Origin of the sequence: Metapseudomonas phytobenefica (assembly GCF_043392685.1) — a bacterium.
Classification (GTDB): Bacteria; Pseudomonadota; Gammaproteobacteria; order Pseudomonadales; family Pseudomonadaceae; genus Metapseudomonas.
In genome coordinates, this window is record NZ_JBHZGM010000034.1 from 1 (window position 1) to 24,908 (window position 24,908).

The 24,908-nt window shown below is 59.7% G+C and carries 30 protein-coding genes and 1 pseudogene; 18 read left to right on the forward strand and 13 right to left on the reverse strand.

The genetic code is table 11. From position 1 onward, the window contains the following. Positions 1-240: 240 nt before the first annotated feature. Positions 241-807, reverse strand: coding sequence for a DJ-1 family glyoxalase III (locus ACFW0B_RS21600; RefSeq protein ID WP_449151022.1), 567 nt, complete (start codon positions 805-807; stop codon positions 241-243). A 194-nt stretch (positions 808-1,001) separates the two neighbouring features. Here ACFW0B_RS21600 and ACFW0B_RS21605 point away from each other — a divergent pair, with 194 nt between their 5' ends. After that, positions 1,002-2,294: an NCS2 family permease gene (locus tag ACFW0B_RS21605; protein ID WP_449151023.1), complete on the forward strand. Its 1,293-nt coding sequence runs from the start codon at positions 1,002-1,004 to the stop codon at positions 2,292-2,294. Next, complete coding sequence (trmA, locus tag ACFW0B_RS21610) at positions 2,294-3,388, forward strand: tRNA (uridine(54)-C5)-methyltransferase TrmA (protein ID WP_449151024.1); 1,095 nt, start codon at positions 2,294-2,296, stop codon at positions 3,386-3,388. The genes ACFW0B_RS21605 and trmA overlap by 1 nt, the downstream gene beginning before the upstream one ends. Positions 3,389-3,553: 165 nt before the next feature. On the opposite strand, the gene ACFW0B_RS21615 is transcribed toward trmA, so the two are convergent. Further along, entirely contained in the window at positions 3,554-3,937 is a 384-nt protein-coding gene (locus ACFW0B_RS21615; RefSeq protein ID WP_449151025.1) for a DUF4345 domain-containing protein, read from the reverse strand. A 141-nt stretch (positions 3,938-4,078) separates the two neighbouring features. Here ACFW0B_RS21615 and ACFW0B_RS21620 point away from each other — a divergent pair, with 141 nt between their 5' ends. From ACFW0B_RS21620 to ypfJ, 3 genes are all read left to right on the forward strand, one after another. Then, on the forward strand, positions 4,079-4,513 hold the full coding sequence (locus tag ACFW0B_RS21620; protein ID WP_449151026.1) for a DUF411 domain-containing protein: 435 nt from the start codon (positions 4,079-4,081) through the stop codon (positions 4,511-4,513). Positions 4,514-4,573: 60 nt separating this feature from the next. After that, the gene (locus tag ACFW0B_RS21625; protein ID WP_449151027.1) at positions 4,574-5,428 is read left to right on the forward strand and encodes a PhzF family phenazine biosynthesis protein; all 855 of its coding nucleotides are present in this window, start codon (positions 4,574-4,576) and stop codon (positions 5,426-5,428) included. Between the two features lie 69 nt (positions 5,429-5,497). Continuing rightward, positions 5,498-6,370 carry a KPN_02809 family neutral zinc metallopeptidase gene (gene ypfJ, locus ACFW0B_RS21630; RefSeq protein ID WP_449151028.1) on the forward strand — a complete coding sequence of 291 codons (873 nt, stop codon included), beginning with the start codon at positions 5,498-5,500 and terminating at the stop codon, positions 6,368-6,370. Between the two features lie 129 nt (positions 6,371-6,499). On the opposite strand, the gene ACFW0B_RS21635 is transcribed toward ypfJ, so the two are convergent. Genes ACFW0B_RS21635 through ACFW0B_RS21655 form a run of 5 tightly spaced genes read right to left on the reverse strand, consistent with a single transcriptional unit; the run spans position 6,500 to position 10,533 of the window. Further along, positions 6,500-6,835, reverse strand: a complete 336-nt coding sequence (locus tag ACFW0B_RS21635; RefSeq protein WP_449151029.1) for an endonuclease domain-containing protein — start codon at positions 6,833-6,835, stop codon at positions 6,500-6,502. Positions 6,836-6,865: 30 nt separating this feature from the next. Then, on the reverse strand, positions 6,866-7,474 hold the full coding sequence (locus ACFW0B_RS21640) for an HAD family hydrolase (protein ID WP_449151030.1): 609 nt from the start codon (positions 7,472-7,474) through the stop codon (positions 6,866-6,868). Beyond that, the gene (gene tesB, locus ACFW0B_RS21645) at positions 7,471-8,340 is read right to left on the reverse strand and encodes an acyl-CoA thioesterase II (RefSeq protein WP_449151031.1); all 870 of its coding nucleotides are present in this window, start codon (positions 8,338-8,340) and stop codon (positions 7,471-7,473) included. Before tesB ends, ACFW0B_RS21640 begins: the two co-directional genes overlap by 4 nt. Before the next feature lie 31 nt (positions 8,341-8,371). Beyond that, positions 8,372-9,976 (reverse strand): nitroreductase family protein, encoded by a 1,605-nt coding sequence (locus ACFW0B_RS21650; RefSeq protein WP_449151032.1) that lies wholly within the window; start codon positions 9,974-9,976, stop codon positions 8,372-8,374. Beyond that, positions 9,973-10,533, reverse strand: coding sequence for a GNAT family N-acetyltransferase (locus tag ACFW0B_RS21655; RefSeq protein ID WP_449151033.1), 561 nt, complete (start codon positions 10,531-10,533; stop codon positions 9,973-9,975). The genes ACFW0B_RS21650 and ACFW0B_RS21655 overlap by 4 nt, the downstream gene beginning before the upstream one ends. Before the next feature lie 197 nt (positions 10,534-10,730). Between ACFW0B_RS21655 and ACFW0B_RS21660 the strand changes: the two genes are divergently transcribed. The 8 genes from ACFW0B_RS21660 to ACFW0B_RS21695 all read left to right on the forward strand — a co-directional run bounded on the left by ACFW0B_RS21660 (position 10,731) and on the right by ACFW0B_RS21695 (position 16,897). Beyond that, entirely contained in the window at positions 10,731-12,269 is a 1,539-nt protein-coding gene (locus ACFW0B_RS21660; RefSeq protein WP_449151034.1) for a recombinase family protein, read from the forward strand. A 211-nt stretch (positions 12,270-12,480) separates the two neighbouring features. After that, positions 12,481-12,972, forward strand: coding sequence for a KilA-N domain-containing protein (locus tag ACFW0B_RS21665; protein WP_449151035.1), 492 nt, complete (start codon positions 12,481-12,483; stop codon positions 12,970-12,972). Positions 12,973-13,457: 485 nt separating this feature from the next. Continuing rightward, entirely contained in the window at positions 13,458-13,670 is a 213-nt protein-coding gene (locus ACFW0B_RS21670) for a hypothetical protein (RefSeq protein ID WP_449151037.1), read from the forward strand. Between the two features lie 2 nt (positions 13,671-13,672). Further along, a complete protein-coding gene (locus ACFW0B_RS21675; RefSeq protein ID WP_449151039.1) occupies positions 13,673-14,029 on the forward strand; it encodes a hypothetical protein in 357 nt (118 codons plus the stop codon). A 28-nt stretch (positions 14,030-14,057) separates the two neighbouring features. Beyond that, entirely contained in the window at positions 14,058-14,567 is a 510-nt protein-coding gene (locus tag ACFW0B_RS21680) for a hypothetical protein (protein ID WP_449151040.1), read from the forward strand. 21 nt (positions 14,568-14,588) lie between these two features. Next, complete coding sequence (locus ACFW0B_RS21685) at positions 14,589-14,807, forward strand: hypothetical protein (protein WP_449151041.1); 219 nt, start codon at positions 14,589-14,591, stop codon at positions 14,805-14,807. 406 nt (positions 14,808-15,213) lie between these two features. Next, positions 15,214-15,393, forward strand: coding sequence for a hypothetical protein (locus ACFW0B_RS21690; RefSeq protein ID WP_449151042.1), 180 nt, complete (start codon positions 15,214-15,216; stop codon positions 15,391-15,393). Then, on the forward strand, positions 15,362-16,897 hold the full coding sequence (locus ACFW0B_RS21695; protein WP_449151043.1) for a hypothetical protein: 1,536 nt from the start codon (positions 15,362-15,364) through the stop codon (positions 16,895-16,897). Before ACFW0B_RS21690 ends, ACFW0B_RS21695 begins: the two co-directional genes overlap by 32 nt. Positions 16,898-16,925: 28 nt before the next feature. Here ACFW0B_RS21695 and ACFW0B_RS21700 read toward each other — a convergent pair whose 3' ends face one another. Both ACFW0B_RS21700 and ACFW0B_RS21705 read right to left on the reverse strand, forming a co-directional pair. Beyond that, positions 16,926-17,594, reverse strand: coding sequence for a zinc ribbon domain-containing protein (locus ACFW0B_RS21700; protein ID WP_449151044.1), 669 nt, complete (start codon positions 17,592-17,594; stop codon positions 16,926-16,928). Continuing rightward, complete coding sequence (locus ACFW0B_RS21705) at positions 17,594-17,872, reverse strand: hypothetical protein (protein WP_449151045.1); 279 nt, start codon at positions 17,870-17,872, stop codon at positions 17,594-17,596. Before ACFW0B_RS21705 ends, ACFW0B_RS21700 begins: the two co-directional genes overlap by 1 nt. 143 nt (positions 17,873-18,015) lie before the next feature. On the opposite strand from ACFW0B_RS21705, the gene ACFW0B_RS21710 reads away from it, so the two are divergent. Further along, complete coding sequence (locus tag ACFW0B_RS21710; RefSeq protein WP_449151046.1) at positions 18,016-18,246, forward strand: helix-turn-helix domain-containing protein; 231 nt, start codon at positions 18,016-18,018, stop codon at positions 18,244-18,246. Between the two features lie 198 nt (positions 18,247-18,444). Here ACFW0B_RS21710 and ACFW0B_RS21715 read toward each other — a convergent pair whose 3' ends face one another. Both ACFW0B_RS21715 and ACFW0B_RS21720 read right to left on the reverse strand, forming a co-directional pair. Next, positions 18,445-19,185, reverse strand: coding sequence for a toll/interleukin-1 receptor domain-containing protein (locus tag ACFW0B_RS21715; protein WP_449151047.1), 741 nt, complete (start codon positions 19,183-19,185; stop codon positions 18,445-18,447). Between the two features lie 13 nt (positions 19,186-19,198). Beyond that, positions 19,199-19,444: a hypothetical protein gene (locus tag ACFW0B_RS21720; RefSeq protein WP_449151048.1), complete on the reverse strand. Its 246-nt coding sequence runs from the start codon at positions 19,442-19,444 to the stop codon at positions 19,199-19,201. Between the two features lie 655 nt (positions 19,445-20,099). Here ACFW0B_RS21720 and ACFW0B_RS21725 point away from each other — a divergent pair. The 3 genes from ACFW0B_RS21725 (at position 20,100) to ACFW0B_RS21735 (ending at position 22,146) form a co-directional block, all read left to right on the forward strand. Continuing rightward, positions 20,100-20,798 carry an SOS response-associated peptidase gene (locus ACFW0B_RS21725; RefSeq protein ID WP_449151049.1) on the forward strand — a complete coding sequence of 233 codons (699 nt, stop codon included), beginning with the start codon at positions 20,100-20,102 and terminating at the stop codon, positions 20,796-20,798. A gap of 100 nt (positions 20,799-20,898) precedes the next feature. Then, complete coding sequence (locus ACFW0B_RS21730; protein ID WP_449151050.1) at positions 20,899-21,174, forward strand: hypothetical protein; 276 nt, start codon at positions 20,899-20,901, stop codon at positions 21,172-21,174. Positions 21,175-21,582: 408 nt separating this feature from the next. Next, positions 21,583-22,146 (forward strand): recombinase family protein, encoded by a 564-nt coding sequence (locus tag ACFW0B_RS21735; protein ID WP_449151051.1) that lies wholly within the window; start codon positions 21,583-21,585, stop codon positions 22,144-22,146. Between the two features lie 176 nt (positions 22,147-22,322). Here the strand turns inward: ACFW0B_RS21735 and ACFW0B_RS21740 are convergent, their stop codons facing one another. Together ACFW0B_RS21740 and ACFW0B_RS21745 are read right to left on the reverse strand one after the other, a co-directional pair. Then, on the reverse strand, positions 22,323-23,159 hold the full coding sequence (locus ACFW0B_RS21740) for a macro domain-containing protein (RefSeq protein WP_449151052.1): 837 nt from the start codon (positions 23,157-23,159) through the stop codon (positions 22,323-22,325). Positions 23,160-23,197: 38 nt separating this feature from the next. Beyond that, positions 23,198-23,761, reverse strand: a complete 564-nt coding sequence (locus tag ACFW0B_RS21745) for a TIR domain-containing protein (RefSeq protein ID WP_449151053.1) — start codon at positions 23,759-23,761, stop codon at positions 23,198-23,200. 226 nt (positions 23,762-23,987) lie between these two features. Here ACFW0B_RS21745 and ACFW0B_RS21750 point away from each other — a divergent pair. Further along, a pseudogene (locus tag ACFW0B_RS21750) lies at positions 23,988-24,839 on the forward strand (histone deacetylase family protein); the annotation flags it as partial. Positions 24,840-24,908 lie beyond the last annotated feature (69 nt).

Genomic DNA, 24,908 nt, shown 5'->3' on the forward strand with positions numbered 1-24,908 from the left:
AGAATTGAGCAAGATCAATAGGATGCACGGCGGCAGCAGGGAGTGGGGGTTGGTTCGTTTGGCGACTGCCAATTTACCCACTTCCCTGACTGTCAACTCGCTCTTCCCCCAGACTCCGCGAAGAACCCGAATTTACTCGCCAAGCAGGCCGAAGGTCTGCCCTGTGAGGTGAAAGGGGCAGCTGCGCTGCCCTTGGCGAATAAATTCGCCCCCACAGGTAAAGCCGCTAAGAGTCCGCCGTCAGGGCACCAGCATCGCCTTGGCGATCTCGTTGCGCTTGGCCTTGCCGCACAGCTGCTCCACCAGGGTCAGGGCGAAGGCCAGGGCGTTGCCCGGCCCCTGGGCGGTGATGCAATTGCCATCCACCACCACCGGCTGGTCGACGAAGGTGCAGCCGGAAAGGCGGTCGCTGAAGCTCGGGTAGCAAGTCATGCGGCGCTGGCGCAGGACGCCGAAGGGCTGCAGGGCCATGGCCGGCGAGGCGCAGATGGCGGCGAAGAAGCGGCCGGCCTTGGCCTGCTCGCGAACCTTTTCGCCCAGCGGCTCGTGCTCGCCCAGACGCTGGGCGCCGGGCATGCCGCCGGGCAGGACGATCAGGTCGTAGTCCTTGGCCAGCACGTCCAGCAGCATGGTGTCGGCGGTCAGGCGGGTGCCGCGGGCCAGGGTGATCATGCGGCGAGTCTCGATGCTGGCCACCACCGTCTTGATCTCGGCGCGCCGCAGCACGTCGATCAGGGTCACTGTTTCCAGGTCTTCCACGCCTTCGGCGACGGCGAGCAAGGCCTGGAGATGGGGTTGGGTTTGCATGGCGTTCTCCTGTTCCTGGATACCGAAGCTGTCCGTCCGGTCACAAATTCACCGCTCCCGGGTGAGCTGGTATGATGCGCGCCTTTTTTCAGACTGGCAGAGAAAACGCCACGGCGCCCGCGTGCGCCGTGCATTTGTGCTTTTCTTTTCGCCAACTGGATGACAACGACGCACGGCGTCACGGGGAGCCACACATGCTGGAAAAGCTGTTCCAACTCAAGGCGCACGACACCAATGTGCGCACCGAGATCCTGGCGGGTCTGACGACCTTCCTGACGATGGCCTACATCCTCTTCGTCAACCCGGCCATCCTCGGTGAAACCGGCATGGACAAGGGCGCGGTGTTCGTCGCCACCTGCCTGGCCGCCGCCATCGGCTCGGCCATCATGGCGCTGATCGCCAACTACCCCATCGCCCTGGCGCCCGGCATGGGCCTGAACGCCTTCTTCACCTACACCGTGGTGCTGCAGATGGGACACACCTGGCAGGTGGCCCTGGGCGCGGTGTTCCTCTCCGCCTGCATGTTCTTCCTGCTGTCGATCTTCAAGATCCGCGAATGGATCATCAACAGCATCCCGCTGGAGCTGCGCTCGGCCATCGCCGCCGGCATTGGCCTGTTCCTCGGCCTGATCGCCCTGCAGAAGGCCGGCATCGTCAGCGCCCACCCGGTGACCATGGTGACGGTCGGCGACCTGTCCAAGCCCGAGCCGATCCTCGCCGTGCTCGGCTTCTTCCTGATCGTCGCCCTGGAAGCGCGCAAGGTGACCGGCGCCGTGCTGATCGGCATCCTCGCCGTGACCATCGCCGGCATCGTGCTGGGCGTTTCCCAGTTCGGCGGCATCTTCTCCATGCCGCCTTCGCTGGCTCCCACCCTGCTCCAGCTGGACATCGCCGGTGCCCTGGAGATCGGCCTGGTGAGCGTGATCTTCGCCTTCCTCTTCGTCGACCTGTTCGACAACTCCGGCACCCTCATCGCCGTGGCCAAGAAGGCCGGCCTGATGCGCGCCGACGGCTACATGCCGAAGATGGGCCGCGCGCTGATCGCCGACTCCACCGCAGCCATGGGCGGTTCCCTGCTGGGCACCTCCACCACCACCAGCTACATCGAATCCGCCGCGGGCGTCAGCGCCGGCGGCCGCACCGGCCTCACCGCCCTGGTGGTCGCCGTGCTGTTCCTGCTGGCCCTGTTCCTCTCGCCGCTGGCCGGTAGCGTGCCGGCCTTCGCCACCGCACCGGCGCTGTTCTTCGTCGCCGTGCTGATGGCTTCGGGCCTGGCCGAGATCGACTGGCATGACCTGACCACCGCCGCGCCGGTGCTGATCACCGCCCTGGCCATGCCCTTCACCTATTCCATCGCCGACGGCATCGCCTTCGGCTTCATTGCCTGGGCCGCGATCAAGACCCTGGCGGGCCGCTTCAAGGAACTCAGCCCGGCGCTGGTGATCCTGGCCGTGCTCTTCGTTATCAAGATGGGTTTCTTCCACTGATGAGTCGTCCCCAGTTCGACCCGGCGGCCTACGCCGCCCAGCTCACCGAGAAGACGCAGCGCCTGAAGGCGCTGCTGGCGCCCTTCGACGCCCCGGAACCGGAAGTCTTCGAGTCCCCCCGCGAGCATTACCGCCTGCGCGCCGAGTTCCGCCTGTGGCGCGAGACCGGCAACGAAACCCGCCACTACGCGATGTTCGAGGCCGGCGACAAGTTCACCCCGGTACTGATCGAGGACTTCCCCATCGCCAGCCGCCGCATCAATGAGCTGATGCCGCGTCTCAAGGCTGGCTGGCAGGCGAGCCACGCGCTGTCGTTCAAGCTGTTCCAGGTGGAGTTCCTCACCACCCTGGCCGGCGATGCGCTGATCACCCTTTGCTACCACCGCCCGCTGGACGAGGCCTGGCAAGTCGAAGCAGAGAAGCTCGCCGCCGACCTGGGCGTGAGCCTGGTGGGCCGTTCCAAGGGCAAGCGCATCGTCATCGGCCGCGACTATGTCGAGGAAGCACTGACCGTCGCCGGCCGCGTGTTCCGTTATCGCCAGCCGGAAGGTGCCTTCACCCAGCCCAACGGCGAGGTGAACCAGAAGATGCTGGGCTGGGCCTTCGATGTGCTGGGCGAACGCCAGGACGACCTGCTGGAGCTGTACTGCGGCAACGGCAACTTCACCCTGCCGCTGGCCACCCGCGTACGCAAGGTGCTGGCCACCGAGATCAGCAAGACCTCAGTGAACGCCGCGCTGGCCAACCTGGCCGACAACGCTGTGGATAACGTAACCCTGGTGCGCCTCTCCGCCGAGGAGCTGACCGAGGCGCTGAACGAGGTCCGCCCGTTCCGCCGCCTGGCCGGCATCGACCTCAAGGGCTACGAGTTCGGCAGCGTCTTCGTCGACCCGCCGCGTGCCGGCATGGACCCGGACACCTGCGAACTGACCCGCCGTTTCGACCGCATCCTCTATATCTCCTGCAATCCGGAAACCCTGGCGGCGAACATCCAGCAGCTCCACGACACCCACAAGGTCGTGCGCTGCGCATTGTTCGACCAGTTCCCCTATACGCACCACATGGAATCGGGCGTGCTGCTGGAGCGGCGCTAAAGCTCGCCCCCTCTCCCCCAGGGAGAGGGGCTGGGGGTGAGGGTAGCCACGCCCGGCTCGGTATCCCCGGAATCGTTGGGCTTCGCTGCGCTCAGACCAACCTACCCCCGCCGGATGGGTTGAGCGAAGCGAAACCCATGCCGCTGAACATCTCCATTGGAAATATCAGCCATCCAGCCTGCGCAGTGCGACGAAGGCGAGGACCGCCGATACCGCCTCGAACAGCAGCGCGTAGAGGTTGAACGTCTGCCCCAGGCCGCCATCCAGCCAGAGCCCGCTGATCCGCCCCAGGGCCAGGGCGACGTAGACCAACACCAGCAGGTCCAGCGCGGCTCGCGTCAGTTGCAGGCGCAGTTGCGCAAGCAGGAGGAACGCGGCGATGCCGAGCGGCAGGCAGCCGTACCAGGCCCGCACATCGGTGACCGCGGCGGGGTCCATCAGCAACATGCCGCTGAGGCTGGCCATTTCTTCCGGGCGGATGAAATGGGCCAGGCCGAAGACGGCCAGGATCAGGGCCTGCAGGCCAAGCAGAATGCGGGTGAAGAGCATCGGCGATGCCTCGCGCGAAGGTCAGGGGAAAGCATAGGCCGCGCGGGAACAGCCTGAAACAGAGCTGTACTTGGTCCGAGCAAGGCACGGAGCTATGCTGCCGTTCTTTGTCTCCGGCCTGCCTGGCCGCAAGGAGTCCACATGCGTTCCCTCCTCCTGCTCACCACCCTGTTCACCGGCATCGCCCAGGCCGCCGAGCCCGTCACCATGGACGTCTACCGCGATCCCAACTGCGGCTGCTGCAAGGAATGGATCAGCCACCTGCGGGACAACGGCATCCAGGTCCGCGACCACGAGGAAAGCGATATGGCCTCAGTGAAGATGCGCCTCGGCGTGCCCTACCAGCTCGGCTCGTGCCACACCGGCGTGGTGGACGGCAAGTTCGTCGAGGGGCACGTACCGGCCAGCGACGTGCTCAAGCTGCGCGAACGTCCCGACCTGCTGGGCGCCGCCGTGCCGGGCATGCCCATCGGCTCCCCGGGCATGGAAATGGGTGACCGCCAGGACGCCTACCAGGTGGTCGGTGTCGCCCAGGGTGGCAAGCTGAGCGTACTCAACGAGTATCCTGCGCGCTGAATCCACGCGTTCACGCAACGGCCGCCCGGTGCGGCCGTTTTCATTGCCCTGGAGTCTGAAATGGAATACTGGCAAGTCGATGTGTTCGCCGAACGTGTCCTGGCCGGCAATGGCCTGGCCGTCTTTCCCGATAGCCGCGGCCTTTCCCCTGCGGCCATGCAAGCGCTGACCCGTGAACTCAAGCAGTTCGAATCGATCTTCCTGGCGCCGCAAGATACCCACAACGCCTTCTCCGCGCGGGTGTTCACGGTGGAGGAGGAACTGCCCTTCGCCGGCCACCCGATTCTCGGCGCCGCCGCATTGCTGCATCAGCTGCATGGCGGTAAATCCGAAGCCGAGTGGCTGCTGCAACTGCCGGAGAAGCAGGTACGCATCGTCACCCGCCGTCACGGCAAGGGCCTCTACGCCGAGATGGATCAGGGGCCTGCGGAATTCGGCCAGGTCCTGGACGATGCCGCCGCCGACTACTTCGCCGCGGCCTTCGGCAGCGAGCGCGACCGCCGCTTTGCGGCCCAGGTGGTCAGCACCGGCCTGCCCTACCTGCTGCTGCCGGTGACCGCCACCGGACTGGCCACGGCGAAACAACGCGAATCACTGGACGACGCCCTGGCAGGCATTGGCGCCGCCTTCGTCTTCCTGATGGATGTGGACGCCCGTGAAGGCCGCACCTGGGACCCGCTCGGCGTGGTGGAAGACGTCGCCACCGGCAGTGCTGCAGGACCGCTGGCCGCCTGGCGCGTGGCCCAGGGGCTGGAGCGCCGCGAGCAGCCCTTCGCCCTGGCCCAGGGCCGGTTCCTGGGCCGCCCGAGCCGGCTCGACGTGCGCGTCACCGCAAGCGGCAATGTGCTGGTGGGCGGCGAGGTCCAGCTCCTGGCCCACGCTCGCCTGCTGCCGCCCCTGGCGGAACTGGGCTGACGACTGGGCTGGCGGCAAGAGCCGCCAGCGTCAACACTGAATAACTTGCATTCTTTAGGGAGAGTGGTCATGCGCTGGCAACGAGCGCGTCGCAGCGACAATGTGGAAGACGCCGGAGGCATGGGTGGCGGCCGTATGCGCCTGGGCGGAGGCAGGGGACTGGGCCTGGGCGGCATCGCGATCGTGGTGGTGGTCGCTCTGCTGATGGGCGAGGACCCACTGCAGATCCTCGGACAGATCACCCAGCAGAACGCCTCGGTCAATCCCCAGCAACAGTCGGCCATGCCGACCGGTACCCCGGAGGAGCGCGAGTTCGTCCGCGCCATTCTCGGCGACACCGAGGACACCTGGCGCAGCGTCTTCCAGGCCGCCGGCCGCCAGTACCAGGATCCGACCCTGGTGCTGTTCAACGGCGGCGTGCAATCGGCCTGCGGCTTCGCCTCCTCGGCGGTTGGCCCCTTCTACTGTCCGGGCGATCGCAAGGTCTACCTGGACCTGGACTTCTTCGAGGAAATGGCCAGCCGCTTCCAGGCCGCCGGCGACTTCGCCCAGGCCTACGTGATCGCCCATGAAGTGGGCCACCACGTGCAGACCCTGCTGGGCGTCTCGGCCAAGGTCAACGCCGCCCGCCAGCGCGGTGAACGGGTGGAAGGCGACAACGGCCTACTGGTGCGCCAGGAACTCCAGGCCGACTGCCTGGCCGGCGTCTGGGCCTACCACGCGCAGAAACGCCTGAACTGGCTGGAACCCGGCGACCTGGAAGAAGCCCTGAACGCCGCCAACGCCATCGGCGATGACCGCCTGCAACGCCAGGGCCGCGGCCAGGTGGTCCCCGACTCCTTCACCCACGGAACCTCGGCGCAGCGGGTGCGCTGGTTCAAGATGGGGTTCGAGAACGGGCAAGTGGGCAGGTGCGATACGTTTTCGACGGCGAGGCTCTAGCTCGATGTCATCTACCCTCTCCCCCCGCCCTCTCCCGCAGGCGGGAGAGGGAGCCTGATCGGCGCGACCTGGTCATGCCGAACACGAACCGCCCCCTCTCCCACTCGTGGGAGAGGGCTGGGGAGAGGGTCAGAGCTTACCGAGCGCACGTGCGATCACTTCAAGCACAGCGTCCGTCTCCCCCAACACCTCATGATTCCAGAAGCGCAATACCTGATAGCCCTGTTCTGACAGCCAGCGATCGCGTTCACCATCCAGAGCCGCCTGTTCCTGATGCTGGCCACCATCCAGTTCGATCACCAGGCGCTGCTCCAGACAAACGAAGTCAACGATGTAGCGCCCCACTGGCTTCTGTCGCTTGAACTTGAGTCCGAAGAAACGATGCCCACGCAGGTAGTGCCAGAGGTGTCGCTCAGCCTCAGTCATGTTGCTGCGCAGTTCCCTGGCGAATTTCTTGAGTTCCATTGAGCCTCCTTGCTCGTAATTACCAACTCCTTACCCCCCAACCATCCCCAGCAACTCCCCACAATCCCGCGCGAACCAGTCCGCCAGCTCCGGCCAGGGGTTTTCCGGCAGGTTGACCAGCACAGTGGCGGCCCCTGCGGCGCGGCCGCAGTCGAGGTCGAAGCGGTAGTCGCCCACCATCACCAGGTCGCGGGGCGGGACCTGCCAGCGGTCGGCCAGGTGCAGCAGGCCGCCGGGGTGGGGTTTGGGCGGGGCTTCGCCGCGGCCGAGGATGTCGTCGGTGGCGAAGCAGTCGCCCAGTCCGATGGCGTCCAGGGTCAGCAGGGCCAGTTCATGGGCATTGCGGGTGAGGATGCCGAGCTGGCAGCCGCGCTGGTGCAGTTCGCGCACCAGTTCGATGGCGCCGTCGGCGGGGCGGGCGTTCAGTGCCAGTTCCCGTTCGTGGGCCAGCAGCCAGGCGTGTTTGGCGGCGGCCTCGTCTTCGGGCAGGGCGGCGAGGTGGTGGAGGATGTCGTCCTCCGGCGGGATGTCCAGGGCCACGCGAATCGCGGCGAAATCATGCACGGCGATGGTCAGGGTGCCGTCCATGTCGAACACCCAGTGGCGGTAGCGCCCGAGCCGGGCGGCCGGAAGCGTCATTTCCAGTCCTCGCGCAGGCGGATCAGGCCTTCCTGGGCCACCGAGGCCACCAGCTGGCCAGCGCGATTGAAGATGCTGCCGCGGGAGAAGCCACGGGCATTGCCCGCCCAGGGGCTGTCCATGGCGTAGAGCAGCCAGTCGTCGGCGCGCAGGTCACGGTGGAACCACAGGGCATGGTCGAGGCTGGCCACCTGCATGAACCGCTGCCAGACCGACACGCCGTGGGGGAGCATGGAGGTGGTCAGCAGGCCGAAGTCCGAAGCGTAGGCGAGGATGTACTTGTGGATCGCCGGGATGTCCGGAAGGCTGCCGTCGGCGCGGAACCAGACGTGCGTCACCGGCTCGCCCGGACGCGGGTCGAACGGGTTCCGCACGGTGACCGGGCGGATCTCGATGGGCTTGGCGCAGAGGAACTTGTCGCGCACGCGCTCGGACAGCAGGTGCGCATTCTGCTGCGCCAGTTCCAGCTCGCTCGGCAGGTTCTCCGGCCCCGGCACCTCGGGCATGGTCAGCTGATGCTCGAAGCCTTCTTCGTCCTGCTGGAAGGACGCGCTGCAGGTGAAGATCTGCTGGCCCTTCTGGATCGCGGTGACGCGGCGGGTGCTGAAGCTGCCGCCATCGCGCACCCGGTCCACCGAGTAGACCACCGGCAGGGTGGCATCGCCCGGGCGCAGGAAGTAACCGTGAAGGGAATGCACATGGCGCTCGGGCTCGACCGTCTGGCTGGCGGCGGAGAGCGACTGGCCGAGCACCTGGCCGCCGAACAGCTGGCGGAAGCCCAGGTCCTGGCTGACGCCGCGGAACAGGTTCTCTTCGATGGATTCGAGGCTCAGCAGCGCGACCAGTTCGTCGAGCACCTGGGTCATGACGTTCTCCTCTGCAAGGCTGCCGCTCCGGTCATGGCCGGGGCGGTCTTCGTAGTTCGGGATAGGCCGGCAGCGTTGTCAGGCGCTCGTCCCACAGCGCGCGGCCAATGGTGAAATGGTAAAGGCTTTGCCAGCGACTGTCGGCCATTTCCAGCAATTCATGCACCGCATCGTCGAAGTAGCAGCCGATGCCGGTGCCGGACAGCCCGGCCGCCTCGGCTTCCAGATAGAGCACCTGGCCGATCTGCCCGCACTCCCAGTACAGGCGCGGATAACGCCAGGCGCCCTGCTCCAGGGCAGTGTCGAAGCGGGCCAGCATGGCCAGGGCGACGCAGCCGTCGGCGGCGATCTCCTGGCCGCAGGAGAGAAAGCCCGCCAGGCCACGGGCGTCGCCGTCCAGCAGGCGGTACAGCGGCAGCTCGTCGCTGGCCCGCTGCCAGAGGAAATCCTTGCGCAGACCCTGGGCCAGTTCGCTTTCCGCAGTGGCGCCGCGTGCCAGCCAATAGAGCCCCGGCGCCAGACCCTGCACGCGGTGGACGAACAGCAGCAGGTCGACCCGCGCCTCGCCAAGGCTGGCGAAGGGCACCGGCGAGTGGGCCGGCATCAGGCGGCGCAGCCAGGCCAGCAACAGGTCCGCCTGGATGCCGCTGCGGCCATCCATGGACTGGGCGCTGCGTCGGCGGTGCAGCAGTGGGCGCAGCGGCAGTCCGGGGTTATCCACAACCGCGCGGGCCTCGGCTGCGTGCCAGTCGGACGGTGGCAGGCACGGGGCCCGGCACAGTCCGTGGACCCGTTCCAGTTCCGGCCAGTGACGCTGCTCGCGGGAGAGGCGATTGGGCGCGCCATGCAGCTCCAGCGCGGCGAGGCCATCCAGCAGGCACTGGTCAAGGGCGAACTCCCGTTCCTGCGCCGGGCCTATCCACAGCAGCACATCGGCGTACTCGCGCTCGACGAAGCCGGGCCGGTCCAGCCCCAGCAGGGCATCCAGGGATTCCTCCGCGACCCCGCCCATCACCCGCACCTGCCAGCCGAGGGCGCTGGCGGCGATGGCCAGCGCCACCAGGGCGTGGCCCAGGTCGTGCTGGCAATAGCGATAGGCGCGCTCGCCGTACTTCCAGGCTTCGCGCCAGGGGATGCTGGCAAGCCCCAGCAGGCATCCCCCTGCCGGCAACGCCGCGGACAGCCGTTCGGCCAGGGGGGCTGGCAACTCGCCGCGGATTTCCAGCCCGTGGACGTCCGGGGTGTAGTGGACCAGCAGGGCGCCCTCCTCCACCGCGCCCGCCGGCAGCAGCAGGTAGGCCTCGGTGGGATGCAGATTGCCGGAGGACGGATTGACCCGCAGTGCCCAGCGGCTGGCCCCCGCCTCCTTCCAGGCGGAGATGGCCAGGCTGTCGTAGAGCAGTTGCGACAGGCTCGCGCGATTCAGTGGCGCCGGCGCGCCGAGCGGGGCGGCGAACACCGCGTCGTAGGCCGGCGTTTCTTCCAGCGGGCGATGCCACAGCTCCAGCACGCGCGCGCCGCTGTAGCGGCGGAAGGGCGCCGGCTGGGTCGCCCAGTCGAGCTGGCCGGGCCCCGGCGCGAAGCGGTCCGGGCGGTGCTTGCTGAGTTCGTGATAGGCACGCACGGCATCGTTCATTGCAGGGCTTCCCACTCGGCGCGGCCCAGGCGGTAGAGCAGATGGCGGCGCAGCGGATGCCCCTCGGGCAGGAGCGGATGCTCGAAGTCGCCCTGCATGTCACGCTGCATCCCGATGCGCGTCATCACCGCCTGGGAACGCAGGTTGCCCGGAACGGTGAACGCCACGATCTCCGCCAGCTGCATGGATTCGAAGCCGAGCGCCAGGGCCGCCTGCGCCGCCTCGCTGGCCAGGCCCTGCCCCCAGTAGCGCGGCATCAGGCGCCAGCCGATTTCCACCGCCGGAGTGAAGTGCTGGTCGAAGTTCACATTCTGCAGGCCGACGACGCCGACGAAGCCGCCGTCCCCGCGGTGCTCGACCACCCACTGGCCGAATCCGTACTGGCGGATGTGCTGGTGGATGCGGGCCGCCAGGGCATCGCTCTGCTCGCGGCTCATGCAGGCGGGGAAGTGCCGCATCACCTCGGGGTCGGCATTGAGTTCGGCGAAGGCCGGCAGGTCGTCGTCGCGCCAGGCACGCAGGTGCAGGCGCGGGGTATGCAGTTCGATCGGGGGCACGGGGCTTACTCTTGAACCGGGCTCGGAGCCTCATGATACTGCCCTGCGTCCCGCCCCGAGTGCCGATCGATGTTCCTGCCGCTGGTCTATCACGACGACTACAGCCCGCCCTTTCCGGCGGAGCACCGTTTTCCGATGGAGAAGTTCCGCCTCTAGCGCTTTAAGCTATGCAGTGAAAAATTTTCAAGGAGACTCCCGTGGACCTAAGCACCTCCAAGAAGCGCTACGCAGTGCCGTACATACGGTTTTCCAGCGAGGGACAGCGCTACGGCAGCAGTCAAGAACGTCAGGAAACTCTAGTGGCCGAATGGCTGGCCCGTAACCCCGAGTACAAAGAGTACGAACGGAAGTTCAAAGACTTGGCTGTCAGCGGATTCGATGGTGTTCATGCTGAAGAAGGCGAGCTAGGCAAGCTCCTCGCTGCCATCAAGGACGGATGTATCCCCCCTGATTCTGTGGTGCTGGTAGAGGCAATGGACCGCTTCAGCCGTCTAGAGCCGATGGATACTCTGACGCACTTGCGGAGCATAGTTCAGACAGGAATCGAGGTGATCACGCTGGAGGATAACCAGCGATACGATGCAACCTGCCTGAAGGATCACCGCCTGCTGTATCTGGCAATGAAGGCTCAAGCTGCCCATGACTTCTCTCAGCGCCTATCCGGTCTAGTTGCAGACTCTTACACCGAAAGGGCCAAGGAGGCCAAGGCCGGTAATCCGATCAAGCGCCGTAACCCGTTCTGGCTCACCAGCGAAGGCAAGTGCAACGAGAAGAAGGCAGTGATCGAGCAAGCGTTCCTGATGTTCATCGGGGGGACGCCACTCAAGGCGATAGCCAACCAACTGTCCGATCACTTCGCCAACCGCCAGAGTCTGCGTCATGCCTTGAAAAACCCTGCTGCTATCGGCCATTGGCAACGGGTGAAGGTAGTGAAGGAGAACGGCAAGAATCGCCAGATACCGGGCGAGTTGATCAAGAACGTCTTCGAACCTGCCGTCTCAGACGAAGTGTTCTACCAGGCTCAGAAGATGCTGAACGACCTATCCGAGCAGGCGCCTACCGTTGCCCGGAAGTTCCCTTTGGCTGGCCTGTTGGTGTGCGGTGAGTGTGGCGCCAACATGGTATTGCTCCGGGCAGGTGTGAACGGCAAGACAGATGCTGTCCGCTGCTACAAACGCATGGCAAACAGCGCCAACTGCACCAACCAGAAGACAGTTCCGGTTCCCGTGGTGGGCTGGTTCTTCAATGAGGTCATGCGTCCACACGCTTTCCGTGCCTACCAGCGAACCAAGCTGCCCGAGACACAGCGTCAGCGGATCAAGTTAGAAGGCCAGATTGACCAGCTCCGACAGCAAAAGGCAAGGCAGCGGAAGTTCGTAGACTTGGACCCCGACGACCCAGATGTACTGGCCGAGTATGCGAGTCTCGTAGCGGAAGAGAAGGCGAAGCGACAGGAGCTAGCTTCCCTGCCCGCCATCGGCCACGTTGAGAAAGTGCCCATCGCTGAACTCTACAGGTTCGCCTATGGCGACAGATTCAAGGTGGCCAACCTGCTCCAGTTGGACGGGTTCCGGATCATCTGCCACCGGGACGGCACAATCGAAGAGAACAAGAGTGCCGATGACAATCCGCCGCAGTCAGTCCAGTACATCGGGTACAGCCGAAAGCACAAACGCTGGAGCATCCAGTACCCAGACGGAGACGTTATTTCAGTGGATAGACACGCAAACCAGTGATTCAACTCCAATAATGTTCAGGGAGCCCCCTACAAGCTCGTATACGGGGCTTTCAACGCATGAGCAATACGGTAGTAGCGGGGCGCTCTTAAAACACTCCTGCGGGCCTTGTAGAGCGGTATGGGAAACTGTGCTTATTCGCACAATTGCACACTTCCGTGCAGTTTCACAAAGTCTGCGTTGTTGCAGAGTTCAACTTATGGAGACTAGCGTGACCAATGTTGTAAATCTGCAAGACTACCAAACCCGAGAAGTGGTGATCGACGGCTTCAAGGTCCGTCAGGATGCTGAGGGCCGTTACTGCCTGAACGATGTGCATAAGGCTAGCGGGGGCGAGGAAATCAAGAAACCGAAGGAGTGGCTGAAAAATCAGCAGACTCAGGAGCTAATTACACGTCTGAAGGAAAAGGAGGGAATTCACCCCTTTACGGTAAAGGTTGGCCGTAATGGTGGTACCTTCGCTGTAGAAGAATTGGTGTACGCTTACGCGGAGTGGATCAGCCCGGAGTACCACCTAAAAGTGCTCGGTGTGTACAAGCGTGCTGTCAATGATGGTGTGGCAGTGCATGAGATTTCTGCTGCCGATCTGCTGGACAACCCGCTGAAGTATATGGAGCGATGTATGGTAAGTTGCTCCGCTAGAACCTCCCAGCTACGCCGCAAGAGCAAGCATAGCTCCGTTGTTAGTGCAAGTTTTACTTGACAAAATCATATAAAAATGTCATACTATTATCAAGCGTTGAAGAACTTTTCCCCACTCTCAAGCTGAACTTCCGCAACATCTCCCCCCGCCTCTTCTGGCAATCTCCTGAGTTTTCAGGACATTAACGAATCTCCTGCTCTGCTGGTCTTCCTCCTTTACCAGTGGCGTGCCGTAGCCAATCCGGCCAATGATTGGCATCTATTCAGGCTGGGTTTCCTTCAAGCTTCCCCAGCCAACTCCCCGCAACAAGAATTCTGGACTTCCTGAATTTTTCCAGTTTGCTTGTGCATACTCATCTTGGCCGTATGAGGCGGAAAACGGCCAACTTATTCCACGGTGGAAGTCGAAGAGCATACAGCTCTATTCCATAGAGGGCATTAGTCCTCCTTTAGCCCATCTTGCCAGCAGTAATGTTCGCAAGTTTGGGCTTTTCTTTGCCCCAACACTTTAACTCAAACACACGTTAACAACAGGAGTAACACCCTATGAAAATCCAAAAAGTCCACAAACTAACTTGCATCCAGTGCGGAAAACCATTCTTCGCCAAACGAGCAGGAGCCAAGTTCGATAAGCCAGCCTGTCAAATGGCTCACTATCGGGCATCCCACGAATACCGTCAGAAACAACTTGCCGCTGAATATGAAAAGCAACAGGCAGCCGAACAGAAAACCCAACCAACCGAAACAACAGAGGAATAACCATGACTGAAAAGATTTACCTTGAAGTCTGCAAGAAGACGACTGCCATCCTTGGAGCCACAGACATTCCATTCACCAGTGCTGAACATGATTTAGTTGAGTGCTCCGCTGAAGAATTCCTATTCCTCCAACTGCTGGATGAAACACTTCCGGACGGCTGGGTCACGAGTCTTGAAGACTTGACCACGTATCGCAAGAACAAGGCCGAGGCTGCCGCAAAGATCGCCACCAAGGCTCCCACGAAGCCCGCAGCGAAGAGTTCTGTTTCAACCAGCACCAAACCAGCCCAAAAGAACAAAGATGCTGATAGGGCAAAGCAGAGCCTGATTTCGGACATCAAGAAGCGTAACCGCAAATAATTCAATCCAGATACAGGAGAAAATGAATATGAAAGACACAACAAAACAATACGGACTCGATGTAGTGGAGTTCTTCAAATTTGATCAGGCAGAGTTCGACGCTCTACTAGAAGAGGCCATGGCCACCTACACTCACGGAGTAGAAAGCCTACTCAATAAGCGTAAAGCAGCGAACATCAGTTTCGTTCGGGAGCCGCTTGTAATCGCCCTAGATGAATTGCACAAGAAATTCCTTGCAGGTTACAAAATCCATCGGGATCGCTACTGCGGCGTGAAGGGAATTTCCTTGGACCTAGTGCTTATCAAACCAGCCGAGATGCAAGAGGCAGAAATCGCAGAACTTACGAAAGAAGTTGAAGAGCAATACCTGGCCCAGCTCTGGCAGCGCAATGTAGACGAAACAAATCGCCAAATCGCTATCACTCTTGAACGCAAGGCACGGGAAGTTGAAGCGAAGAAGGCCGCCGCTGAAACCGCTGCTGCTGAAAAGGCACATGCTGCTGCACTGAAAGACTTGCTCGACGCCTACGCCAAATAACCTAACCCACTGGAGGAAACCATGAACAGGAAAATCACTAAAGAAGAAAAGTTTGAACTTAACCGTGATGCAAACACCCGCCACCGCACTGGAGATAAGCCAGTAACCTCGATTAGCTTCCCGCTGGAGATCTATCAGGAACTGCTGACCCACGGCTATAACGCCAATATGGACCTGAGAGACTTTGTGGTGCATCTGGCGGATTGTTACTTGAAAGCCATGAAGAAGGGGTGGAAGTAATGCCGGAACAATCCGTCAGTTGACAATCCCGCCATACTTGCTGTAGATTCGCCAGCCCTCGCCATCCTGTCTATAGGATGGTTGCAGCAACTACCCCCGTATCCAGTACAGACCTCGCTTGACCCGCTCCGAAAGGAAGTCGCTGCCACGGTGGGTTTTCCTGCGCCTGCGTTCCGGGATTACCCCGAGGCTCCGCCCTTACCCCTGCTGATACCCGTGCCCAAACTTCGAAAGAAGTCTCTGGCTACAACGGCATTCTATTGTCCGGGGAAACGCGAAGGGGAAGGCGGGAGGTAGTACAGAAGTACACGTCGCTAATCAGAGCAATCCCTAGTGCCACTATGTCTCCAGTACACCTAGGCATGACCGATATCGGTCAAAACAACCAAGTCCAAGAGGAAAGAACATGAGAGTAAGTCTGAACGATCAGGCCAAGCAAGAGTTAATCGCGCTGATGGAGGCGCGAGGGATGAACAGCCCATCTTGCGTAATCAACGTAGTTATCACCGAGGCGTTCAACGCCTACTTCAATATCCCGATAGGCGAGGATCAACATGGAAGTACAGAACAACGCCGGACAGCGTGAGTACACTTGCACCACCTGTGGCACAGATTATCAAGGCAGGAAGTACATTGCCGATAAGGCCCAGCGGTTCTGCTCCCGCTCCTGTAAAGAGAAGGCAGCCCGAGCAGTCAAGGCGGTAGAGAAGGCCAAGGCCAAGGTAGTCAGTCAGCTCGAACGCTGGTGGAAGAGTGCCAAGGGCCAATACCACATCCGCAAGTGCAAAGATGCAGGTACAGCCCAGATCATGCAGGGGCACACAAAAGAATCCCTGCTCGCCAATGACGAGTTGTACAACCGCTTCTACAAGTGTTACGGCTGGGATGCTGACGAGAAGAAGTCTGTCTTCAACATCTGCCATGTGCAGAGTCAAAAGGGCCGAGATGGTTCCCGTGGCCTCCTCGACTCCCGCCAACTCTTCATCGGCGCTGCAGCCCACAATCAGGTACAGAGCGATAAGCCGGTTCCCGCTGACGCTGGCATGTCCATTCCAGCCCACAAGCTGGACAGGAAGTGGAGCATTCCTGCTGGTGCCACGAATGAGTCAGTGGCCAAGAAAATCCGCTCCCTACTGGGGAAGGAGTTCGATGCTTACCTGCTGTCGGGCACGATCAAGCTGAACAAGCGCTACGCCACGGCCCAGCGAATCTACAACCGCCAGCAGAAGGGTACGGAAGTGAATCGGCTGGATCGCGTCTGGACAAAACCAGAGCTTGAGGCGCTTGAATATGAAGTGCTGGAGGCGATGGACGCCCACCAGAGCGGCAAGGATGTATCCAACAAGTTCAAGCCAGAGGTCTACACCCGTGCCCTGCTGTGCGTGTATGCCGAAGAGCTGGAGCGATTCGGAGAAGTTCTCCCCGAGGGGCGCCACAAGGACAACTGCCGATTCATGCTGCCGCTGGTGCGAGTGCTCGGCATATACATTGCCCAGACCGAAGACGTTCTAGATCGTTCTCACCGTAGTTTCCTGAGCGTGCCGGGAGCTGAGTGGAAGCCGATTCAGCGTAACTCGGGGCTGTATTGGGGTAAGTCGCCACACTCCGTCATGGCCTGTGACTTCGCTTACATGAAGGAAACCATCCTCCAGGGCGCCTTCGATGCATTACAGGGGCTTCGCATCAACAAGGAGCGGTACGAGGACCACCTACTCAAGCGGCTGCTTCCGGGTAGTCTGGTGCCGGTGGTGGACACGCCTACGTCTTGGAGCTGGGTAGCGAGCGGCGGCAACTGGGATGAGTACATTACCCACCTGTACGCAGCCTCAGAGCCTGTGTGGCAAACGCTGCTGGACCTAGACCTGTGTACTGCTAGTGAGGTCGAAGCGGCCCGTGCCGACGTGCTGTGGGCCGTGAAAGACGCAATCGATCGGGGCAGACGGAAGTACAGGGCAGACCCGAAGTTCCAACGTGAAGTGCGTGGCAAGGTGTACACAGCATGGGGGTGGAGGGGTTATCCGCAGTGGCTGGAATACCCCGCTGCTCTGGTGGAGCAACTGGACCTGACTTCCGAGCTGATGGTTGCCTGATGGGGGGGGAACGCCGCCCCCCTTCGCCTCAGCCTCTGGCTTCTTCCAAGTTTCCGTGCAGATCGTGATTCGCCATGAACTGCCGAAGAGTCTCGCCAGCAGCATCTTTGCTCGGGAATGGCCCGATTCGTAAGTACCGGCTGGTTTCAGAGTGAACGTCATGCCCCAGTTCCCGAACCTTCTCCGCAATGGACTGGTATTCCTTGTTCGAGCTGAAGGGCAAGGTGACGAACCAGGGCGTTGATGGAATGGTGCTGCTGGCAATCTTGGGAACTTCGGCAGTCTGGACAGGAACGGGTTCCACTTCACTTCCGCAGTGCTTGCACTTGATGGCCTGTGCCTTGATCAACTCCGCACAGTACGGGCACTCCCGCAGACCATTGGTACTGACGCTCGGTTGCCCTGGAGTAGTCGAGGTAGCATCAGCCACCTCTTCCCATCCACGGCGTAGGTACGAACTGGCGAGGATGCCTCGGATGGTGATGCCATAGACGATAGTTGCGATGGGCAAAGCGAGGATCAGCCCCGGGCCACCAGTTGCCACGGTCACGCCTACCACGGCGAAGGTCCACACGAAGAAGTGAACCCACAGCCCTCGGTACGCCAGATAAAACGCTCCGAAGACGACAACATAGAGCCATGCCTCATCGGGGACTTGCTCAGTGTGACCGTTCGCAGGATTGCGGAAGGTTCTCATCACTTCATCCTCACCGCACTGTAGCCCCGACTGGTCATGCAGAGCTGATAGGTCTGGTTCTGCTTGTGCAGGATGTTCGCCCCTTCCATGAACGTGCCCCGGTACTCGTAGTCGGCCACCTGGACATTGCTCGCCATCATCCGGCAATGGGCGTCGTCTTGAACGACCTCCTGCTCAGTTGCACTCGGCTTCACCATCTGAATTTTCGGTTGAGCTGCACACCCAACCAACAATGCCATAGCCGCAACCATTACCCCGCCCTTGAGTCCCGCTTTCATTCTTCGCTTCCTTCTTCATGTGATTGCATTCCATCTCTCCGATGGAGTCGGCACACCAGACAGAGGAGGCAGGCATAGCATGATGCACCCAATGTCACGATTAGTGTGTTCACGATTAAATCACATGCCGGGACGATGGAGGAATGCCATCCCCACCCAAATCCCCGTCCCTACGCCGTCAATTCGGCAATCGAGTGCGTGAGCTTCGCCAAGCGAAGGGCATCACGCAGGAAGCGTTTGCGGATCAGTGCGGCTTTGCCCGGACGTACATGTCCAGGGTCGAGACAGGCGGTGCCAACCCCAGCCTAGATGCCATTAAGGTTCTTGCGGACGCCCTCGGTATCAGCATCTCTACATTGTTCGATGGCCTTTGAGAACTACACACCACCATCGTTGCCACCACAACGCAACCATGAGATAGGCGGTGCTGTGTTGAAATAGGGCGTGTCCTACAAACCCGCCGATACAGACTGCTCGAAAACTCGCTAGAGAAGTTCAACGAGCGTGGAAAACTTGCGGCAACGCTGATCAAAATCACCGCCACCGCAAGAACTGGCTAAGCCCTACTGAAGTCACTCGTCATACGGTAAAACTGCTGCCGCAATTTTCTCCGCAATTTCCGGTACGGAGTTATGCTCTGTTGTGAATCCAGCCAAATCAGGGAGGAAGCTACTGTACTCCTTCACGTCATCAAACGTGACGTTATGCAGTACGGGAATCAAAGTTGACTTACTCAACAGTACTCCCAGCTCACGTTCGGTCCAGAACCTTCCGGTGAGATACGCCGGGGTCAGCAGCGCAATGCCAGTCCTCGCCTTTCTTAAGCCTGCATCCATTTGAAGCGACTGACTCCGACCTGGAACTATAGCGGCTTCATCAAACCAGACAGCTACGCCAAGTTCCTCAAGGCACTCTCGCAGCTCATTAGCAACTTTCGCCCCATCGATGCGAGCATAACTCAAGAAAGAGTCATACTCCCGAGGATCGATAGTGGCAACAGCTTGATGTACGCGATCCACTAATTGCCGCTCTGAGTCCGTGTATCGAACGGCGCTGGTTGCAGATCGTAAGCTTCGGTTAAGTTCGGCAATAATCTTCCGATTATGTTCGCTAACGCGGCGATTGTGCGCATTAATCGCAGCATTGTGTTGGGCTATAACTTTTTTGTTATGAGCGTCAACCTTGCGATTATGTGCATCGGCCAAGCGCTTGTTTTCACGGTTGACACGATCGACCTCACGCTTTAACGCCTGCTCTGCCTTGCGCTGCGCTTCACGTACCCGACGGTTGAATTCAGCCTGACTGATAGCCATGGATTATTCCTCCTCAGCGTTTCTTGTCGGACTGGGAAACGACCGAACCCGCGAGCGTCTTGGTCGTCTCGCTGTATTTGTCGCTCTGGAGCGCTTTGGCGGCTTTCGCCTCCATGTCGGCCCCCGTTTGCTTACCGGTCGACGACTGAGCTAGTGCAGAAGCTGCAAGGCTCTTCGCGATGGCCGAAGCGTTGGGATCACGAAGGGTCTGAGCTGCGAGAGATGCAACGTCTTGCGAGGTTTGCTTGGAATTGCTCATAGGAATATGTCCCATAGTCAGAGCTGAGAAATCGGCCTCGACTGGGACCTACTCGACAAACGAGCATTGACGTTACCGCCAACAGTTTGGCTGAATAGATACCCCAATCGGGCCACGCGGTTTCCTGCCGTAGTGCGTCTGGTATGGAGCGGGTGATCGCGCTTCGGTCGCCAAACTTGACGTGATCACTCGCTAGCTTCCTTCCCTTCCGCTCATGCCTTCAAGGCGAGCAGGGCTGATAATGCCCCTTCGCTGTCTCTGGGCTTTATCTGTGCACCACGTTAATGCGCTCCTTGGGACATTGCAAGGCGACCCACAACATCTAGCCTGTGGATAACTTGTGGGTGAATTGTGGGTGACTATAAAGTGATCAGCCCAGACACCTAGTGCCACAAGGACCTTGCCGTTCGTCGCCGATGAAAGGACGTTTTGCGAGGTGCGATGGAGCTGTCAATGGCGTAGCAAGCAAACACAATATCTTGTGTTTTTTGTTCTGGTTGGCACGTGCTGTGCTGTGGAGCTGTTCTACTTACAGCCGGGGCATGAGGCGAAACTATCTTGGTGTAGCACGATTGTGGCCATCAGGACTCAATGAATGTGAACGCCTTCGCTGGCGTCGACTGAGCATGTATGCGCTTGTTTACGAGGGATCGCCATGTGTGGACGAGTTGTCACCCCATCAGATCGAGCGATTGAGGCGTATTGGCACATCGGCTCCCGAAACTCAGGCCGCTGGATTCAGAGCTACAATGCGGCCCCGACAACAATCGTTCCGATGGTGAAACTGGGGGACGATGGGGAGCCAGAGGTAATAGCGGCCCGATGGGGTTTGATTCCCTTCTGGTGGAAACAGGCCAAGCCACCAGCACTTAGCTTCAACGCCCGTTCCGAAGAAGCAGCAACCAAACCGATGTGGCGCCAGAGCCTACGAACACATCGATGCATCATGCCCGTTGCAGGCTGGTACGAATGGAACGAACACCAGCAGGTCAGGAACCGATCAGGGCGGCTGGTGAATCAGCCCTACTACCATCACGCCACTGACGATGGGTTGCTTGCCATTGCCGGATTGTGGAGTACCTGGACAGGACCGGAGGCGCAGGACGTGGTTTCCTGTGCTCTGCTCACTAAAGAAGCTGCACCATCCGTTGCCCACATTCATCACCGGATGCCTGTCATTCTCCACCCGGAGCAATGGGATTCCTGGCTCTCGCCCAAGACGCCAAATGAACACGTTCAGCTTGCGATTGCCTTCCCCCGCGAAGACTTCACAGCTCACCCGGTTACAACGGACGTGGGCAACACACGGAACGATTACCCCGAGTTGCTGGAACCTGTAGCAGTCGCTTCGTAAATAGCTACGACGCAAAGGGCGCTCCCAGTCGCCCCCTCCTAACTGATGGCCCGATGTCTTAGTATTCCCGGCCAATACAATCGCCAAGGATGCCAAGCGAATGAAGATTCTTCGAAATGGTCGTTATCGTAATGACGGCTCCGACACTATCGCTGACAGCAAGATGAAGGTTTCCCTTGATGGAGAGGGAACGTTTCTCGCGTCTTTGACGGGCAAGGATCGGGGCAACAACTACAGGTATCGCGTGATCATCTCCCACGAGGAGCTGCTCGAAATGCTCACCCATCAAGTGCTTCAAGTTGCAGAGACAAAGGCTGATAAGGCGGTGGGGCTTGCCGCAGTCGAGTCCATTCGAGTGCTGCTGGACGTGGAGTGACGGAACTATTCCGAAGCCAATCACGATCTATCCCCTTCGTGACCAGATCAGCAATTCTGGTCACACACTCTCCCCCTACACCCGCCCAGTTGCGGGGCTTTCCACCGGATGGGGTTAAGCCAAGCCCCCGCCAAATACGTCAAATTTCTTGACAGATTTCCTCACATCCCCGAATTCTCGGGATCGTTGATCAAAGAATGACCAGCCACCTCAGAACAGAGGCCATCATTACTGCTGATGCCCTTGGCCCTTCACAGTGTGAAGCCCCTGCCACGCCGGGCTCATAAACGACCGTATATGACACCGCGCCAGAACCCGACTTAATCTGGTATCAAAAACTAGCATTGACAATTCTGATACCACTCATCATAATGACACCACCAATTTGACACCAAGGAGTGACACCAGATGAGCCGGACCTTCATGTATGCCCGCGTATCCACCGCAGACCAGACCACTGATAATCAGGTGCTGGAGGTCAAGACTGCTGGCTTCGATGTGCAGGCTCAGCGTGTGATCACTGAGACGGTATCCGGCTCCGTTGCTGCCAGTGAGCGGAAGGGCTTCCAGAAGCTGCTAGAACGCATGGAAGACAGTGACGTACTGATCGTTACCAAACTGGACCGCCTGGGCCGTAATGCGATGGATGTACGTTCCACAGTGGAACTGCTGGCCAGCCGTGGTATCCGTGTCCACTGCCTCGCTCTGGGCGGTGTGGACCTCACTAGTGCAGCCGGGAAGATGACTATGCAGGTGCTGAGTGCCGTAGCTGAGTTTGAACGTGACCTGCTGATCGAACGGACACAGGCAGGGCTGGAGCGTGCCAAGGCAGAAGGCAAGGCCCTGGGTCGCCCCACTGTCACCAGTGCTGATCAGGTACAGGAACTGAAGGCCAAGGGTATGAGTCAGTCTGCTGTGGCCGCTGAACTGGACATCAGCCTCGCAACAGTTAAGCGTCGCTGGAACGTCTAGCTTCCCCAATCCTCGCCACACAGGCCGCCCTGAGCGGCCTTTTTCATGCCCGTCGATATTCGGTCGAAATTGACGCTCGGGCAGTCCGGGCCGGGAGACTGGGTTTGATACCGACCCACCCAGAGTACGGCGTCAGTAAACTTTATTAAGACCACTCGACGTTCAGCCCGAAACTTCTATAGACCGTTCTTAGCCAAACTAATATCCAACAAATTCACTTTATCTATCTTGCTGTCGTGCACAACAATAGTAAGCTTTGCAGGATACTTAAATCGCATCTCGCTAATTCTAAAAGTCCACAGCATGATTTTCAGCAATTCCTCATCGCTAATTCCTCTATGTTCCTTGATTCGTGTTATCCCCGAGCCAAACACAGGAACAGCGACGCTTTTTTGCGCATAAACCCGATTAATATTGTCCCAAAACTTAATCAGAAACCCCAGGTACTCTGGCATCGTAAGGACAGCCCTATTACCTTCATCGAATTTCGTAAAAGCCGCCAAGATGAAGTCCCCGTAAAGGCATACCGTCCCTATTTCATACTTTTGTTTCTTGCCGGAACGCCTATCTTCGTTAAGCTCCGCCAGATCACCATCCTCAAACTGGTAGCTTGCCAAGTGCCGCTCAAGACCATCGAGCCCTTCAGGAAGATGTTCATTTATAAAGATTCCATTCAATGATTTGGCAGATATAACCCTATCATCAACCTGAGTATCGAAGTACTCATTGAACGCAATAACCTTGAAATCTGGCTCTTTGAACAGATCGCCAACTTTGACGGTTACAGCACTACCTTCAATATCTAGAGTAACCGTCGTTAGGCGATTCGACCTTACCCAACTAGCAAGATAAAAGACTCCGAGAAAAAGCAAGAACAAGCCCCCAGCATAAAGCTTACATCCCCCCGGAATATCAACAAAGATCAGCACCAGAGACACAACAGTGCTAATCCAAGAAACATTCTCCTTAAACCCTGCCCATAGACTTTTGTCGAAAAATTTTACCTTGGCCATTCCACATCCCTACTAAGCAACAGCCTCACCCAAGAGCATCAAATCTTATACCAATAGTTGCCTGGATTAGTTTTTCCTGACACAGTAAATTCGGAATCCCCCAAAGCAGACCTTATGAGCTCCTTCTTCATTGGAACATGCAATACCGGTACATTACCCATATACAACTTTAACGACGGAAGCTTGTTCCAAAGAGCCTTAATTGCCGACTTCAGCTCTCCTCCCGCCACCAGATCAGTCTTCTCACTGTACTCAGGATAAATGATAATAACCGGCAAACCCTGATTACCAATACCATACTCAATCTCTTCCTTGACCGCCCTCGACTCAAAAGTATTGCTACTAAGAAAAAGAACAATATTCTTTGAAGACTGTAGACGCTCACGCAGCCGTGGCTTCAGCGTGCTCTCCCAATCGCTGCCGTCTCTAACGCTGTAAGTTTTTGCATGCGAGTCATTGAAGGGGAATGAAGTGTCCTGTGCTTTCCATGCCTTAAGCATGTTGAAGTAGACGAAGTCTTTTGTCGCATTTGCACCTAACGCACTCGGATAAAATGGTTCAGCAACATAGAAGGCGCAATAATTTCCATTTCTGTATGCCATAAAAACTTCTCCTAGATAGTTTCTAAGTCGCCATTCATCGTTCGCAAATCAGAATGAAGCGATCCCGACAAGCACTGCTACAGAATTCCCCTCGTCTGAAAAAGCAGTGGCGGCATAGTAACAGCAAGCATTAGCTACGTGGCAGCCATGCCGTTGCAATCGGCATTACCCAGCTCTGAGGCAAGTGCCCAAAGTACTTGAAAAAACAATATCACTGCATATCTAGAAATTCTGCCTGCTCTACGAGCACCTGCTGGACAGCGGCCTGACCAGCGACGCGCGCCTGCACCGTCCGGGCGTCTGCCCGCCCGAGGTGCTCGCGCTCGCCCATTGCCCCAGTTACATCCGGCGTTTCCTCGACGGCGACCTGGGCCGCGAGGAACAGCGCCGCCTCGGCCTGCCCTGGAGCGAACCCCTGGCACGGCGCACCGTGCGCGCGGTGGGCGGTTCGCTGCTGGCCGCCGAGCTGGCCCTCGAACACGGCCTGGCCTGCCACCTGGCCGGTGGCACCCACCATGCGCACTTCGACCAGGCGGCGGGCTTCTGCATCTTCAACGACCTGGCGGTGATCAGCCGCTACCTGCTGGAGGCGGGCAAGGTGCAGCGGGTGCTGGTCTTCGACTGCGATGTACACCAGGGCGACGGCACCGCGCGCCTGCTGGCCGAGACCCCGGACGCCATCACCGTCTCCCTGCACTGCGAGAAGAACTTTCCCGCGCGCAAGGCCGAGAGCGATTGGGACATTCCCCTGCCGATGGGCATGGGTGACGCCGACTACCTGCAGGTGCTGGACGACGCGCTGAACTACCTGCTGCCGCTCTACCAGCCGGATATCGTGCTCTACGACGCCGGCGTGGATGTGCACAAGGACGACGCGCTGGGCTACCTGCAACTTACCGATGCCGGCGTGGCCGAGCGCGACGAGCGGGTGATCCGCCATTGCCTGGGGCGCGATATCCCGGTGATGGGCGTGATCGGCGGAGGCTACGACAAGGACCGCGCCGCCCTGGCCCGGCGCCACGGCATCCTCCATCACAGCGCCGACAAGGTGTGGCGGGAGATGGGGTTGGAGCGCTGAGCACTGTGCTTTTCCTGTGGGGGCGAATTCATTCGCTATGGGCGGCGAAGCTGCCCCGAGGAAGTCTGC

What these genes read in the sequence shown, in the direction of transcription:
- ACFW0B_RS21600 (WP_449151022.1), bottom strand. Translation starts at nt 807, where the DNA reads ATGCAAACCCAACCCCATCTCCAGGCCTTGCTCGCCGTCGCCGAAGGC.
- ACFW0B_RS21605 (WP_449151023.1), top strand. Translation starts at nt 1,002, where the DNA reads ATGCTGGAAAAGCTGTTCCAACTCAAGGCGCACGACACCAATGTGCGC.
- trmA (WP_449151024.1), top strand. Translation starts at nt 2,294, where the DNA reads ATGAGTCGTCCCCAGTTCGACCCGGCGGCCTACGCCGCCCAGCTCACC.
- ACFW0B_RS21615 (WP_449151025.1), bottom strand. Translation starts at nt 3,937, where the DNA reads ATGCTCTTCACCCGCATTCTGCTTGGCCTGCAGGCCCTGATCCTGGCC.
- ACFW0B_RS21620 (WP_449151026.1), top strand. Translation starts at nt 4,079, where the DNA reads ATGCGTTCCCTCCTCCTGCTCACCACCCTGTTCACCGGCATCGCCCAG.
- ACFW0B_RS21625 (WP_449151027.1), top strand. Translation starts at nt 4,574, where the DNA reads ATGGAATACTGGCAAGTCGATGTGTTCGCCGAACGTGTCCTGGCCGGC.
- ypfJ (WP_449151028.1), top strand. Translation starts at nt 5,498, where the DNA reads ATGCGCTGGCAACGAGCGCGTCGCAGCGACAATGTGGAAGACGCCGGA.
- ACFW0B_RS21635 (WP_449151029.1), bottom strand. Translation starts at nt 6,835, where the DNA reads ATGGAACTCAAGAAATTCGCCAGGGAACTGCGCAGCAACATGACTGAG.
- ACFW0B_RS21640 (WP_449151030.1), bottom strand. Translation starts at nt 7,474, where the DNA reads ATGACGCTTCCGGCCGCCCGGCTCGGGCGCTACCGCCACTGGGTGTTC.
- tesB (WP_449151031.1), bottom strand. Translation starts at nt 8,340, where the DNA reads ATGACCCAGGTGCTCGACGAACTGGTCGCGCTGCTGAGCCTCGAATCC.
- ACFW0B_RS21650 (WP_449151032.1), bottom strand. Translation starts at nt 9,976, where the DNA reads ATGAACGATGCCGTGCGTGCCTATCACGAACTCAGCAAGCACCGCCCG.
- ACFW0B_RS21670 (WP_449151037.1), top strand. Translation starts at nt 13,458, where the DNA reads ATGAAAATCCAAAAAGTCCACAAACTAACTTGCATCCAGTGCGGAAAA.
- ACFW0B_RS21675 (WP_449151039.1), top strand. Translation starts at nt 13,673, where the DNA reads ATGACTGAAAAGATTTACCTTGAAGTCTGCAAGAAGACGACTGCCATC.
- ACFW0B_RS21680 (WP_449151040.1), top strand. Translation starts at nt 14,058, where the DNA reads ATGAAAGACACAACAAAACAATACGGACTCGATGTAGTGGAGTTCTTC.
- ACFW0B_RS21685 (WP_449151041.1), top strand. Translation starts at nt 14,589, where the DNA reads ATGAACAGGAAAATCACTAAAGAAGAAAAGTTTGAACTTAACCGTGAT.
- ACFW0B_RS21690 (WP_449151042.1), top strand. Translation starts at nt 15,214, where the DNA reads ATGAGAGTAAGTCTGAACGATCAGGCCAAGCAAGAGTTAATCGCGCTG.
- ACFW0B_RS21695 (WP_449151043.1), top strand. Translation starts at nt 15,362, where the DNA reads ATGGAAGTACAGAACAACGCCGGACAGCGTGAGTACACTTGCACCACC.
- ACFW0B_RS21700 (WP_449151044.1), bottom strand. Translation starts at nt 17,594, where the DNA reads ATGAGAACCTTCCGCAATCCTGCGAACGGTCACACTGAGCAAGTCCCC.
- ACFW0B_RS21705 (WP_449151045.1), bottom strand. Translation starts at nt 17,872, where the DNA reads ATGAAAGCGGGACTCAAGGGCGGGGTAATGGTTGCGGCTATGGCATTG.
- ACFW0B_RS21710 (WP_449151046.1), top strand. Translation starts at nt 18,016, where the DNA reads ATGCCATCCCCACCCAAATCCCCGTCCCTACGCCGTCAATTCGGCAAT.
- ACFW0B_RS21715 (WP_449151047.1), bottom strand. Translation starts at nt 19,185, where the DNA reads ATGGCTATCAGTCAGGCTGAATTCAACCGTCGGGTACGTGAAGCGCAG.
- ACFW0B_RS21720 (WP_449151048.1), bottom strand. Translation starts at nt 19,444, where the DNA reads ATGAGCAATTCCAAGCAAACCTCGCAAGACGTTGCATCTCTCGCAGCT.
- ACFW0B_RS21725 (WP_449151049.1), top strand. Translation starts at nt 20,100, where the DNA reads ATGTGTGGACGAGTTGTCACCCCATCAGATCGAGCGATTGAGGCGTAT.
- ACFW0B_RS21730 (WP_449151050.1), top strand. Translation starts at nt 20,899, where the DNA reads ATGAAGATTCTTCGAAATGGTCGTTATCGTAATGACGGCTCCGACACT.
- ACFW0B_RS21735 (WP_449151051.1), top strand. Translation starts at nt 21,583, where the DNA reads ATGAGCCGGACCTTCATGTATGCCCGCGTATCCACCGCAGACCAGACC.
- ACFW0B_RS21740 (WP_449151052.1), bottom strand. Translation starts at nt 23,159, where the DNA reads ATGGCCAAGGTAAAATTTTTCGACAAAAGTCTATGGGCAGGGTTTAAG.
- ACFW0B_RS21745 (WP_449151053.1), bottom strand. Translation starts at nt 23,761, where the DNA reads ATGGCATACAGAAATGGAAATTATTGCGCCTTCTATGTTGCTGAACCA.